Genomic DNA, 13,021 nt, shown 5'->3' on the forward strand with positions numbered 1-13,021 from the left:
CTCCCATATACTTCTCTCTAGAGATTAAATGCTTTCCCAAGAAAGGGTATGATTGCACCAATTAAAGAATAATGAGCTTATTTTATGTCCAACTGGTTTCCAAAATGGCAGCCTTACCAAGGTGATGTTGACCATCGACCGGTCTCTACCAATGAATATCTCCCACCAGTTCAAAGTGCCGTTTTAGGTATCCAACATGCATTTGCCATGTTTGGAGCTACTGTTTTAGCGCCGCTACTCATGGGTTTTAATCCTAACCTTGCTATTTTAATGTCCGGTATCTGTACCATCCTGTTTTTCTTAATTACAGGTGGTCGTGTTCCAAGTTACTTAGGATCAAGTTTTGCCTTTATTGGTGTGGTTGCAGCAGCGACTGGGCACATTACAGGTTCGGGTGCCAATCCAAACCTGTCTATGGCTTTAGGTGGAATCGTAGCGTGTGGTATTTTTTACGCACTCATCGGTTTTATTGTCATGCTTACGGGTACGCGCTGGATTGAAAAACTCATGCCGCCTGTGGTGACTGGCGCAATTGTGATGATTATTGGTCTAAACCTTGCACCTGTTACCATTAAAGGCGTTGCAGGCCAACCATTTGAAATGTGGATGGCATTAATTACTGTGCTTTGTATGGGCAGTATTGCAGTCTTTACCCGTGGTTTATTACAACGTCTACTTCTGTTGGTTGGTTTAATCTTGGCTTATGCAATTTATGCCGTCACGACCAATGGTTTAGGTTTAGGTAAACCAATCGATTTTAGCCAGATCTCACAGGCTGCATGGTTCGGTATTCCAAGCTTTTCACATCCTACTTTTGATACTAAAGCTATGCTAATTATTGCGCCAGTTGCGCTCATTTTAGTAGCAGAGAACTTAGGCCATATTAAAGCTGTTGGTGCAATGACTGGCGAAAACCTAACACCACAATTAGGTAAAGCATTTGTTGCAGATGGTTTGGCAACAACGCTTTCTGGTAGTGTCGGCGCGCCGGGGATGACCACTTATGGTGAAAACATTGGTGTGATGGCAGTCACTCGTGTGTACTCAACTATTGTATTTGTGATTGCAGGCGTCTTCGCCATTTTCTTAGGTCTATCTCCAAAATTTGGCGCGGTGATTAGTACCATTCCAAGCGCAGTTTTGACAGGTGCATCTATTGTCGTATTTGGTTTAATTACTATTGCTGGTGCAAAAATCTGGATCGAAAACAAAGTTGATTTTTCTAACAATAAAAACCTGATTGTTGCTTCAGTCACGATTATTTTAGGTGCCGGTAACTTTGAATTATTGTTCGGTAATTTCAATTTAGGCGGTATTGGTACCGCAACATTTGCGGCAATTATTCTAAATTGGCTGTTTAGTTTAAAAGATAAAACTTAAATTCAAAAAGGCAGCGTAAGCTGCCTTTTTTCATTCCGATTTAGTATGATAAATTTTTGCGCTTCAATACGTTCCTATCATGCGTTTTGATTTTTTTGATTTACAGCTCGTTCTTCATATTGTCTCGACTGGTAGCCTAACTAAAGGTGCGGACCGCTCTGCTATTTCTCTTCAAGCAGCGAGTGAGCGTATAAAAAAACTCGAACAGTATTTTGAAACACCTTTATTTATTCGCCAAACCACAGGTGTAGAACTCACCACAGCAGGACATGCTTTTGTAGAACATGCTCGTCAGCTTTTAGCACAAAAAGATCAACTCGAACAAGAAATGCAGCGCTTTAAGTCTTCTACAATACAAGCCTTAACGCTTTGGTGTAACTCTTCTGCTCAAAGCGAATATTTGCCTCCGTTATTACCGCAATATTTAGTGCTTCATCCCGAAATGAATATCGATTTGCACGAAGCAGAAAGTTCAGAAATTGTAGATGCATTAACCCAAGGGATTGCAAGTCTTGGCCTAGTCTCAAGTTTTTTTGATACCCGACATTTGCAAACTAAAGAATTTGCGAGTGATCCTCTAGTTTTGATTTGTCCTGCTACACATGAGTTAGCACAATATCAACAGTTGAATTTGGTAGAGGCTTTAAGCTATGGTTTTATTGGCCTTAAAGCCCACCACTCTTTGCAACAGTCCATTGAAACTCAAGCGAAATTATTAGGCTTTAATATACAGTACCGTTTGCGCTTACCTAACTTTAGCGCAATTGCTGAAGTCGTTGCCAAAGGCGTGGGTATTGCAATTATGCCTGCCCGTGCGGCGCAGCGCCTGCAATCGGACTATGATTTCCACTCCATCCAATTACTCGGCGCATGGGCAAACCGAAAACTACTTTTAGCAACGCAAAATTTCAGCCAGTTGCCTAGCAGTTATAAGCAATTTGCAGATTTTCTATTAGAGCATCGCCCTTAGAAATTTGGCTCAGTGCAAAATCATATAAAGCCCTAACGACACCAACCCTATAAAAAAGATACGGCGAAATAACTGCTCATTAAGTCGATAACGGATTTTTTTACCGATCCACATTCCAATGAGTGCAGCCAACAACGCAGCAAAAGATAAACGATAGTCCAGTGTTACTCCCGACATCGGGTTATGGTGTAAAAAGACTGCAAGACAAATGGTAGAGACGGTAAATGTTAGTCCCAAAGCCTGTACCAACTCATCACGTTTTAAATGCAAAGACTGCAAGTAAGGCACGATAGGAATAATAATGACGCCTGTGGCTACGGTGACTGCCCCACCAATATATCCAATAATCGGCGATAACCAACGCTCATGTTTCCCTAAGTGTGGAAGCTTTTTGACGCACAGTCCATAAAGGCCATATAAGGCCAACATACAGCCCAACAAAATCTCACTACTGTGCCCATGACTTTGACTTAAAGTGGGTAAAAAGCTCCATATTGAACCAACTACAATGCCTACGAGTAAGGTCCAGAAACGGCGAATAAAAGCCCAAACATGCCCCTCAGCAAAAAGCTGCCAAACATTGGTGACCATTGAAGGAACAATCAAAAGAGATGCAGCCTGAAAAGGGCTCATTGCGATGGTGAGTAAGCCCATTGATACTGCGGGCAAACCTAGGCCAATCATGCCTTTGATCATGCCAGCAAAGGCGAACACCATCATAATAATTGCTAAAAAAGTCACTGTTTATCTCCGATTCCCTACATGGTTATGCTACGGAAAAAACAGGTTTTGCCCTATTCTTGTTTTTAGGAGTAGGCCTCAATTAGAGGTTGAGGCCGTTTTGTATTTTTCTTCTAAAAAATTACTAAAAATACTTTCAATCATCCAAACTCGGTACAAGCTATTAAATACATAACTTTGCCCATCAATACGTAACTCTAAAACAGGCAAATCAGGCTGATGCTTGTCTTTGCAAAGAGCATCATTTTGTTCCAAGAGAGAAGGGACATCCTGTTCAGTTAAGTGCTCAATGCCAAGTTGCTGTTGTAACTCTTGAAAATGCCTCTGGAAAGATAGGTCTTTTCCTTTCGTCCAAACTGCCTGCAAAATCGTAAAAATTGCATCGAGTTGCTGACTTTCCGGCACACTATAAAAAAGCTTTGCCATCTCAAGCGTACTTTCTTCTGTAGGACGACAAAACGGTGTAAAAGCCACCTCAGTACGTTTAGAAACACGTGTTGCCAAACTCCAGTCAAACCAGTCTCGACCTTGGTAACTGAGCGGATAGACTTTTAACTGAATATCATAATAGTCTGCGAGTTCTTCTTTAATATACGCAAGAAGTAACCAGCTCATTGGATCTTCTAAAGCAATAAATACATCAAGCTCAGGATGAAGAGCCTGAATTTCATTGAGTGCTTCAGCATCATTAATCAAATGTTCACGCCATTCGATATGATTAATTAAAAAAATCGGAATACCTGTCAGTAACTTTTGTTGTTTTAAACGACGGGTTAGACGTAATAAATCATCCACTGCGTGATATTTACGTCCACCAAATTCAAAGTACGCTGCCTGTACAGGCTCATCTGTAAAAATACGTTCTGGGAAGTGCTGTGGCATCTGATGCTTCACCGCCATGGCATGTAAAGTACGTAACTTTCCATATTGCTGTTGCCAAAGCATGTGAAAGATATCTTCAAGTAAATGGAAGAAGTTCTGACCTTGTAATGGAGTTCTTTTTAGTATGACAGTGGCTTGTTTTAAAGCTTCTTGGCTTGGGATTTCTGGGAACTCATCAAAAGCAAATCGATGCTGATTTGCTAAAATCTTGGCATCATTTAAACAATAATTCTGCCACTCCTCATGCGTCATGCTGTTTGGAGGTTCAGAAGCTGTATGAGAAATAATAATTTTTAAAGGTTTAAGCTCATCACTTAAAATTTCATCAAGCTGAGACAATTGCTGAACAGCCAGATAGCTATACACATCATCAAGTCGTAAATAAATACTTAAACCATTTTCCGTGGGTAACACCGCTTGACGAGAAGGTTTTTGGTAAAACCAGCTCGATCGGATAGGGTCAAACCAACGGCGTAGCAGTGACATGAGTAGTGCCTCTAAAAAATAAATCCTAAGCGAGATCAAAAGTTATTTGATCATAGTGCAAGGTTAAGCAGTAGTCGAGATAGAAAAATGACTACCTAAGTTCGCGCAGAAAATATGTCATGTTATTTCGCGAGTTTCTGCATAGGTGAAGATTTTATCACCATTTTATGGCAAACCCATAGAATGATCTGAAAACACCTTTTTCTACAAGCGGATTTTTTTTACCAGACATAAAAAATGCACCCATAACATGATAGCAATTCATCGTGTTAATGGGTGCATGTTTCCTATTCAATTATTAAAATTGAACATTTTATAGAACGCGTACAGCTCCTTTTGCCGCACTTGTTGTATGCATTGCATAAACTTTTAACGCTTTTGATACTTTACGTTTACGTTCTTCTTTCGGATGCCAGCCTTTCGCTTCCTGAACTGTACGGCGGTGCGCCATAGTCGCATCATCAACGTTCAAGTGAATCGTACGGTTTGGAATATCAATTTCAATGGTATCGCCATCTTCAACTAAACCAATTGCACCGCCTTCCGCAGCTTCCGGCGAAACATGTCCAATTGAAAGACCTGATGAACCACCAGAGAAACGACCATCTGTCACCAATGCACAGTCTTTTCCTAAACCTTTCGATTTAAGATAGCTGGTTGGGTAAAGCATTTCTTGCATACCCGGACCACCACGTGGACCTTCGTAACGAATCACCACAACGTCACCAGCTTTAATTTCATGGCCCAAAATTGCATCTACAGCGGCATCTTGGCTTTCAAATACGCGTGCTGTACCCGTAAATTTCAGGATCGATTCATCAACGCCTGCAGTTTTCACGATACAACCATCAAGCGCGATGTTGCCGTATAGAACTGCTAAACCCCCATCTTTAGAGAATGCATGCTCTGCATTACGAATCACGCCTTTTTCACGATCGCCATCTAAAGTTGAGTAGTAACGGTTTTGTGAGAATGCCACTTGAGTTGGAACACCACCCGGAGATGAACGATAGAACTCATAAACATCTGCATCTTCAGTACGAATAATGTCCCACTTATCTAATGCATCTTTTAAAGTTTTCTCATGTACAGTCGGTACAGATACATCAAGTAAATTCGCACGATCAAGCTCACCTAAGATCGCCATAATGCCACCCGCACGGTGAACATCTTCCATATGAACATCTTGTTTTGCAGGTGCTACTTTTGAAAGTACAGGAACTCGACGTGATAATTCGTCGATGTCATCCATGGTAAAATCAACTTCAGCTTCACTTGCCGCAGCCAATAAATGTAGAACTGTATTGGTTGAACCACCCATTGCAATATCAAGTGTCATCGCATTTTTAAATGCAGCCTTAGTTGCAATTGAACGAGGTAAAATACTTGCATCTTCTTGTTCGTAATAACGCTTAGCCAATTCAACAATAAGCTGACCTGCTTTTAAGAATAATTTTTTACGGTTTGCATGCGTCGCAACAATCGAACCATTACCCGGTAAAGATAAGCCTAAAGCTTCGGTTAAACAGTTCATTGAGTTTGCAGTGAACATACCTGAACATGAACCACAGGTTGGACATGCTGAACGTTCAAATTCTGCAACTTCTTCGTCTGTATAACTTTCATCAGCCGCAACAACCATGGCATCAACAAGGTCAATCGCTTTTTCATTACCGCGGAATTTAACCTTACCCGCTTCCATTGGTCCGCCAGAAACAAAAACTACTGGAATATTTAGGCGCATCGCAGCCATCAACATTCCCGGTGTAATTTTGTCACAGTTAGAAATACACACCATGGCATCTGCACAGTGTGCATTCACCATGTATTCAACCGAGTCTGCAATCAAATCACGTGAAGGTAATGAATAAAGCATGCCGTCATGCCCCATTGCGATACCGTCGTCTACTGCAATTGTATTGAACTCTTTAGCAACACCACCTGCTGCCTGAATTTCTGCTGCGACAAGCTGCCCTAGATCTTTTAGATGGACATGGCCCGGAACAAATTGAGTAAATGAATTGACCACCGCAATAATCGGTTTGCCGAAATCTTCATCTTTCATTCCTGTTGCACGCCATAAGCCACGTGCGCCAGCCATATTTCTTCCGTGTGTCGATGTTTTTGAACGATAGTCAGGCATTTGTGTTTCCAACAAGTTGTGCTTGAGCGGAATTTCTTCCACTCTGGCTGAATGATACTGATATAGCGTTAGATCAGTCGGAATATTGACTCATCATCATAATTTGATCATTCTCCATTCTATAGAAGCAAATAATATAGGGAAAGCCAATAACGATAATACTCAGTCAATATTTAGCAAAACTTACATGAATAATTTTTTATTTTTTTATAACCTTTTTTTATCAATAAAATTTTTTCAATAATTTTTTGTTCACTATTAAAAAACTAAAACGCTCAAGCGCTATGAGTTTAGGGCTTCAAGCGTTTTTCACGTATACTACCCATAAACTCTTTTTGGATTGCATTTGTGAAAATTATTTTTGCTGGCACCCCCGAATTTGCTGCAATAGCATTGGCGGCTTTATTAAAAACTTCCCATGAAATTATCGCGGTTTATACTCAGCCAGATCGTAAATCGGGTCGTGGACAAAAACTAACGCCATCTCCTGTAAAACAGCTTGCACTTGAACATGATATTCCTGTTTATCAACCACTCCACTTCAAAGCTTCAACTGAAGAAGGCTTGGCTGCTCAACAAGAACTTGCTGCTTTAGGCGCTGATGTGATGGTGGTTGCAGCCTATGGTTTAATTCTTCCACAAGCTGTGCTCGATACACCTAAATATGGTTGCTTAAATATTCACGGTTCATTATTACCACGCTGGCGTGGAGCAGCGCCCATTCAACGCGCGATTGCAACAGGTGACGACGAAACTGGTATCACCATCATGCAAATGGCTGCTGGTTTAGATACAGGCGATATGATGTATAAAACCTATTGCCCAATCACTGTCGAAGATACTTCTGCGACTTTACATGACAAACTTGCAGATCAAGGTGCAACAGCAATTTGTGCGGTACTTGAGTCAGAAGAAACACTACAAAAATATTTGGCAGAACGCGAAATCCAAGACGAAAGCTTAACGGTCTACGCTCATAAACTCGTAAAGTCAGAAGCTCGTATTGATTGGTCAATAGATGCTGTTCAAATTGACCGAAATATCCGTGCATTTAACCCTTGGCCAGTCGCTTTTGTTCAGCTTGATGAAAACAATGCACTGCGTGTCTGGAACTCAACAGTTTCTAGTCAAAGCAAAGCAGATGCCCAAGCTGGTGAAATTATTGCAATTGATAAACAAGGCGTGCATGTTGCTTGCGGTGAAAATACATTTGTTTGTTTGACGAGTGTGCAATGGCCGGGTGGTAAAGCATTAAATGCTCAGCAAATTGCACAAACTCAAAAACTTCACGTAGGACAGATTTTGCCATGAGTCAGGTTAATTCAAATTCATCACGTTTTAACCTACGTGCTCAAGTCGTCCAGACGTTATTAAAAGTTCAGCAAGGACAATCACTTGCTAGTATTTTAAATACACAGCTCAATCAAGTGGCAGAGCGTGACCGTGCTTTATTCCATGAGCTTGTATTAGGTACATTGCGTCAATGGTTTGCCCTTAAATCAATTAGCTTACCTCTACTCAGTAAGCCTTTAAATAATGAGACAGTAGAAACCTGCCTATACGTTGGTCTTTATCAAGTTTTATGTACGCGTATTGCAGCACATGCTGCAATTTCGGAAACAGTAGATGCGACCAAACAACTTGGATTCCCTGCACTCAGTGGCATTGTAAATGCCATTTTACGCCGAGCTACTCGTGAAACTGATGATTTTCAGCAAGGTTTACAGCAAGCGCATGGCTTACCAAGTTGGCTCTTTAAGCGACTAAAAAAAGATTGGGGTGAACAAACCGAAGCGCTCTGCCAATCATTAAAACAAGTTGCACCTTTAACTTTACGAGTGAACCAGCGACACATTGGTCGAGATGCTTATTTAGCAAAACTACAAAGTCTAGATATTCAGGCACGTGCATGTGCTCTATCTGAAGCAGGTATTGTTCTTGAGCAATCTGTACAAATTACCCAGCTGCCCGGTTTTGAAGATGGATGGTTTTCTGTACAAGATGAACATGCACAGCTATGTGCAACTCTATTGCCTGATTTAAACAATAAAACAGTGATTGATGCTTGTGCTGCTCCGGGTGGTAAAACAGCTCACTTGCTAGAAAAATTTAAACCAGCACAGTTAATCGCGATTGATCAGGACGCGAGTCGTTTAGTCCGCGTGACTGAAAACTTAAACCGACTAGCACTAGATCAAAGCCATACTGCAATTCTGGCTGCCGATGCAACCGAGTGGACTCCAGCTGAACTAGTAGATTGTATCGTGCTTGATGCACCTTGTTCTGCTACAGGTGTCATTCGACGTCATCCTGACATACGCCTATTGCGTCAATCTACCGATATAGCGCAAACCATTGAGCTACAAAAGCAGATTTTGGAACACATGTGGCAACAACTTAAAGTTGGCGGCACATTGCTCTACATCACTTGTTCAATTTTTAAAGCTGAAAATGAACAACAGATGATCGACTTCTTTGCAGAGCATACTGATGCAAAAGAAGTGAAAATCGAAGCAGCTTGGGGAATTGAACAAACTCATGGCAAACAATTGTTGCCACAAGCTCAATCTGGTGATGGATTTTATTATTGTAAAATCCAAAAAATCGCATAAAAAAGCAGGCTTAAAAGCCTGCTTTTTTTCCAGACCAATATCAAAGTGTGTGCTGGTCTTTTACTTCTTCTAAAACTTCATCTAACTCTTCAGGATGCTTAGATAAATGTAAGATGGATAAAGCCAGCCCACCCCACACAAACACCATTGAAATAATCATCATCACGATTGCCGAAGTATTCATTCCTTTATCCTCCTAGCGATCTTTCATTTTGCTTAGCACGATAGCAACGACTGCACAGAAAATTACACTGCCCCAGCCGAATATACCTTGTAAGCTCATACTATAAGTATCATAGCCATTTTTGATCAAATTAAAAACAGTCATAGAAAGTGTTGTTAATAAGATTAAAGAAGTAATGACTGTTAAAGTGAAGTCCCAACCTTTACCCAATTGAATGGTTGAAATTCGGTTTACATGGTCACGAAGCTCTTTAAGTGCTGAACGTTTAAACCAAGCTACACTAATAATTGAGATCAATGCACCACCAATAATCCCAATGTTATTAATAAAGTGATCAACAATATCAACAAGCTTAATTGCATTTACACTTGAGAATAAAATAATTGAAACTAGAGCACTACCGCCACCAATAATGGTTACAGCTTTCTTACGTCCCCACTTCAACTTATCTTGCATCGCTGCAATAGGTACTTCTAAAATACTAACCATTGAAGAAATACCAGCTACAAATAATGAAGAGAAGAACAAAAGACCAAATAGGTCAGCACCAGAACCTAAACTTGAAATAATTTTAGGGAAAGCAATAAATGCGAGTCCAATACCACCACTCACAACATCTTTAACTTCAGTACCTGCCGCATGCGCCATAAAACCAAGCGCAGCAAAAATACCAATACCCGCTAAAATCTCTGTCGATGCATTGGCAAAACCAACAATAAGACCAGAACCTGTCAAATTGGTTTTTGGTTTTAAATAAGATGCATAGGTCACCATGATCCCGAAACCAACAGAAAGTGAAAAGAAGGTATGACCGTAAGCAGCTAACCAAACTTTATAGTCCATCATGGCAGACCAGTTTGGGGTAAAGAATGCATTTAAACCTTGTGCCGCACCAGGTAAACGCAATGACTGAATCACTAAAATAGTAAATAAAACAAATAATAAAGGCATGAAAATCTTATTCGATAATTCAACACCTTTTTTCACTCCACCATATAAAATGATTAAAGTCAGCGCCCAAATTCCCACAATTGGCCAAAATAGATGACTTACAAACTGCAAATCAAAGCCTGTTGCTTTTGAGGTCTGTAAGTAAGTATTGAAGAAGAAGCCTTCTGGGTCACTTCCCCACATTTGACCAATAGAGAAATAAATATAACTGCCAGCCCAAGTCAGTACACTTGCGTAGTACAAACCGATGATGATACAAACACAAACCTGCCACCATCCTAAAGTTTCTCCTCCCTTAAACAAAGCTCTATAGGCTTTAGGAGGTGAACCTGTACTACGATGACCTACCGCATAATCTAAAAATAGTAACGGTAAACTAGCAGTAATGAGTGCAAGTAAGTAAGGAATAAGAAACGCACCACCACCATTTTCATATGCAACGTATGGAAAGCGCCAAATATTACCTAAGCCTACAGCCGAACCAACGGCTGCAATAATAAAACCAGATCGTGACGTCCAGTTTTCACGAGAATCTGTCATAGAACACCTAATGTTAAGAGATTACTTATTTTTACTGCTATTGTTGATTGTTATTCCGCATGCAAAAAAAGAACCAAAAAATACTTTTGTGTTTGTAGAAAATAAAATGAACCTTTTGAGTATTTTTCTTCCCTAAACAAACAAGCAAAAATAGAAAATTCTTCCTTAAAGATTTTTGTCCATTTTTTGCCCCTATATAGCTGAACAATACCTGTTTTTATTTCTTTTTACTGTAATTTCCATCTGAAATTTTACGTTTTTTTAGAAATTTTGATCTAGTCTGATCATTTTTTAACTGATATTAGTATTTTAAAGCATATTATTGTGCTGCTATATACAATGATATTTTCTACCATTTAAATTCTTTTAGATTTCTCAAAGTGGATATATCAACTAATTTTTCTCATAATAATGAGTAAAACATCATTTTCTTTTTTCACAAAATTTATACTAAGTTCTATAAAATAATTTTCACAACAAAATACATATTTTTATATAAAAATCAAAAATATATAATATTTTAAAAAATTAAAACTCTATAAGTTTTTTATACACTATTTTTCATCAATGCATAACTACCAAGATATCTATATCATGCGCTCAAAGATTTCTTTTTCTTAGGATATGATGATGAAGATATTAAAAATGTCTTTTCTAGCACTCGGGATGAGTCTTAGTGGATTTGCTCAAGCGGATTTTATAGGGGTTAAAGGAGACGTGAGTTACTGGTTTTACGATGGTAAAGCAAACATGTCTTCACAATTACCAGATGACCAAGATTTAGATCGAAAAGGTAGTGCTCAACTATCATTAGCTTTTGAGCACCCAATTCCATTTATTCCAAATGCAAAAATTCGCTATGTAAATCTAGATACGCAAACCAAGTCAGAAACCTTAGGCCAGGCTAACTATAAAATTAATTTAGATCATAGCGATTTTATTCTTTACTACGAGTTACTCGATAATATTGTGAGTGTAGATGCTGGTCTTGGGGCAACTGTATTAAATGGTGATATCACTGCTTATACTGGCAAACGTGTGGATATTGATAAAACATATCCTATCGCTTATTTGTCAGGCGAAGTAAAACTTCCATTCACAGGTTTAAGTGCTAAAGGCGAAGCAACCTATACAAACTTTAATGATGCAAAAATTACTGATGCATTAGCAGAGGTAAAGTATAAATTCATCGATAATTTAGCAGTTGATTTAGGCTTGAAAGCTGGCTACCGCGTACTCAATATTGACTTAGATGATTATGATAATAATGACCTAAAATTTGAGTTTAAAGGTCCTTATGTAGGTTTAGAAGCACATTTTTAAATCAGACTTTCAGATATAAAAAGAACTCTATATGAGTTCTTTTTTATTTAAATCATATCTACATAACCTAAATGTTCTCGAATTCTTTGACACCATGCTCGAATATTTGGATATAACTTTAAATCAAAGCCGCCTTCGTCAGCGACATGTGTATATGCATATAAGGCGATATCCGCAATGGTTAATTGATTTCCAACAAGATAATCATACTCTACTAAAGCTTTATCTATAATTGATAACGCTTTATGCCCTTTTGGTTGTAAATTATGATATTCATCTATTCTTTCTGGTGGTAAACCTAAATATTTATTAATAAAACGAGCAACTGCAATAAACGGTTCATGGCTATATTGCTCAAAGAACATCCATTGGTACATTTTTGCTTTAATAAAAGGATCTGTAGGAATAAATTTTGTTCCTTCAGCCACATAACCTAAAATAGCATTGGATTCACTCAAAACACGACCATCATCCAGCACTAATACAGGTATTTTTCCATTCGGATTTAACGACAAAAAATCATCTGTTTGAGTTTCTTTGTTTAAAATATCAACATGGATCCATGTATGATTAATTTTTAATAAGGAAAGTAATAATTTAATTTTATAACAGTTACCAGAACCTACATCACCATAAATTATCATCGATTCACTTCCCTTATTATGCTTACTTAAAAGATTAATTTTCTTATTATTTATAACAGAACTCTTTCTTAGAATTAATATATATCTGCTTTTATTGTCTACTTTATTCAGAGTTTTATCTTTATTTTAATTTTAGCCATAAAAAAACACCCCGGTTTCTTTCGA

Annotated in this window: 11 protein-coding genes; 5 read left to right on the top strand and 6 right to left on the bottom strand. The window is 38.8% G+C overall.

The window, feature by feature from the left end:
* Nucleotides 1-84: 84 nt before the first annotated feature.
* Entirely contained in the window at nucleotides 85-1,380 is a 1,296-nt protein-coding gene (locus B554_RS0114520; protein WP_004704691.1) for a solute carrier family 23 protein, read from the top strand.
* A gap of 79 nt (nucleotides 1,381-1,459) precedes the next feature.
* Nucleotides 1,460-2,350 carry a LysR family transcriptional regulator gene (locus B554_RS0114525; RefSeq protein WP_019458619.1) on the top strand — a complete coding sequence of 297 codons (891 nt, stop codon included), beginning with the start codon at nucleotides 1,460-1,462 and terminating at the stop codon, nucleotides 2,348-2,350.
* Nucleotides 2,351-2,359: 9 nt separating this feature from the next.
* On the opposite strand, the gene B554_RS0114530 is transcribed toward B554_RS0114525, so the two are convergent.
* From B554_RS0114530 to ilvD, 3 genes are all read right to left on the bottom strand, one after another.
* Complete coding sequence (locus tag B554_RS0114530) at nucleotides 2,360-3,091, bottom strand: sulfite exporter TauE/SafE family protein (protein WP_019458620.1); 732 nt, start codon at nucleotides 3,089-3,091, stop codon at nucleotides 2,360-2,362.
* A 78-nt stretch (nucleotides 3,092-3,169) separates the two neighbouring features.
* On the bottom strand, nucleotides 3,170-4,459 hold the full coding sequence (locus tag B554_RS0114535) for a hypothetical protein (RefSeq protein ID WP_019458621.1): 1,290 nt from the start codon (nucleotides 4,457-4,459) through the stop codon (nucleotides 3,170-3,172).
* Nucleotides 4,460-4,772: 313 nt separating this feature from the next.
* On the bottom strand, nucleotides 4,773-6,602 hold the full coding sequence (gene ilvD / locus B554_RS0114540) for a dihydroxy-acid dehydratase (protein WP_019458622.1): 1,830 nt from the start codon (nucleotides 6,600-6,602) through the stop codon (nucleotides 4,773-4,775).
* A 348-nt stretch (nucleotides 6,603-6,950) separates the two neighbouring features.
* On the opposite strand from ilvD, the gene fmt reads away from it, so the two are divergent.
* On the top strand, nucleotides 6,951-7,913 hold the full coding sequence (fmt, locus tag B554_RS0114545) for a methionyl-tRNA formyltransferase (protein WP_019458623.1): 963 nt from the start codon (nucleotides 6,951-6,953) through the stop codon (nucleotides 7,911-7,913).
* The gene (rsmB, locus tag B554_RS0114550) at nucleotides 7,910-9,214 is read left to right on the top strand and encodes a 16S rRNA (cytosine(967)-C(5))-methyltransferase RsmB (RefSeq protein ID WP_019458624.1); all 1,305 of its coding nucleotides are present in this window, start codon (nucleotides 7,910-7,912) and stop codon (nucleotides 9,212-9,214) included. The genes fmt and rsmB overlap by 4 nt, the downstream gene beginning before the upstream one ends.
* A gap of 40 nt (nucleotides 9,215-9,254) precedes the next feature.
* Here rsmB and B554_RS0114555 read toward each other — a convergent pair whose 3' ends face one another.
* Nucleotides 9,255-9,398, bottom strand: coding sequence for a methionine/alanine import family NSS transporter small subunit (locus B554_RS0114555; RefSeq protein WP_004704675.1), 144 nt, complete (start codon nucleotides 9,396-9,398; stop codon nucleotides 9,255-9,257).
* 12 nt (nucleotides 9,399-9,410) lie between these two features.
* Entirely contained in the window at nucleotides 9,411-10,889 is a 1,479-nt protein-coding gene (locus B554_RS0114560; protein ID WP_019458625.1) for a sodium-dependent transporter, read from the bottom strand.
* Nucleotides 10,890-11,519: 630 nt separating this feature from the next.
* Between B554_RS0114560 and B554_RS0114570 the strand changes: the two genes are divergently transcribed.
* Nucleotides 11,520-12,212: a TIGR04219 family outer membrane beta-barrel protein gene (locus tag B554_RS0114570; protein ID WP_025465232.1), complete on the top strand. Its 693-nt coding sequence runs from the start codon at nucleotides 11,520-11,522 to the stop codon at nucleotides 12,210-12,212.
* Nucleotides 12,213-12,259: 47 nt separating this feature from the next.
* Here B554_RS0114570 and B554_RS0114575 read toward each other — a convergent pair whose 3' ends face one another.
* A complete protein-coding gene (locus B554_RS0114575) occupies nucleotides 12,260-12,856 on the bottom strand; it encodes a glutathione S-transferase family protein (RefSeq protein ID WP_019458627.1) in 597 nt (198 codons plus the stop codon).
* Nucleotides 12,857-13,021 lie beyond the last annotated feature (165 nt).

The organism is Acinetobacter sp. GG2 (assembly GCF_000292385.1).
Taxonomy (GTDB): Bacteria; Pseudomonadota; Gammaproteobacteria; order Pseudomonadales; family Moraxellaceae; genus Acinetobacter; species Acinetobacter seifertii.

Bases quoted from the DNA above. Each gene is read 5' to 3' on its own strand.
- B554_RS0114575 (WP_019458627.1), bottom strand. From the start codon at position 12,856: ATGATAATTTATGGTGATGTAGGTTCTGGTAACTGTTATAAAATTAAA.
- B554_RS0114520 (WP_004704691.1), top strand. From the start codon at position 85: ATGTCCAACTGGTTTCCAAAATGGCAGCCTTACCAAGGTGATGTTGAC.
- B554_RS0114525 (WP_019458619.1), top strand. From the start codon at position 1,460: ATGCGTTTTGATTTTTTTGATTTACAGCTCGTTCTTCATATTGTCTCG.
- B554_RS0114555 (WP_004704675.1), bottom strand. From the start codon at position 9,398: ATGAATACTTCGGCAATCGTGATGATGATTATTTCAATGGTGTTTGTG.
- ilvD (WP_019458622.1), bottom strand. From the start codon at position 6,602: ATGCCTGACTATCGTTCAAAAACATCGACACACGGAAGAAATATGGCT.
- B554_RS0114535 (WP_019458621.1), bottom strand. From the start codon at position 4,459: ATGTCACTGCTACGCCGTTGGTTTGACCCTATCCGATCGAGCTGGTTT.
- B554_RS0114570 (WP_025465232.1), top strand. From the start codon at position 11,520: ATGAAGATATTAAAAATGTCTTTTCTAGCACTCGGGATGAGTCTTAGT.
- rsmB (WP_019458624.1), top strand. From the start codon at position 7,910: ATGAGTCAGGTTAATTCAAATTCATCACGTTTTAACCTACGTGCTCAA.
- B554_RS0114560 (WP_019458625.1), bottom strand. From the start codon at position 10,889: ATGACAGATTCTCGTGAAAACTGGACGTCACGATCTGGTTTTATTATT.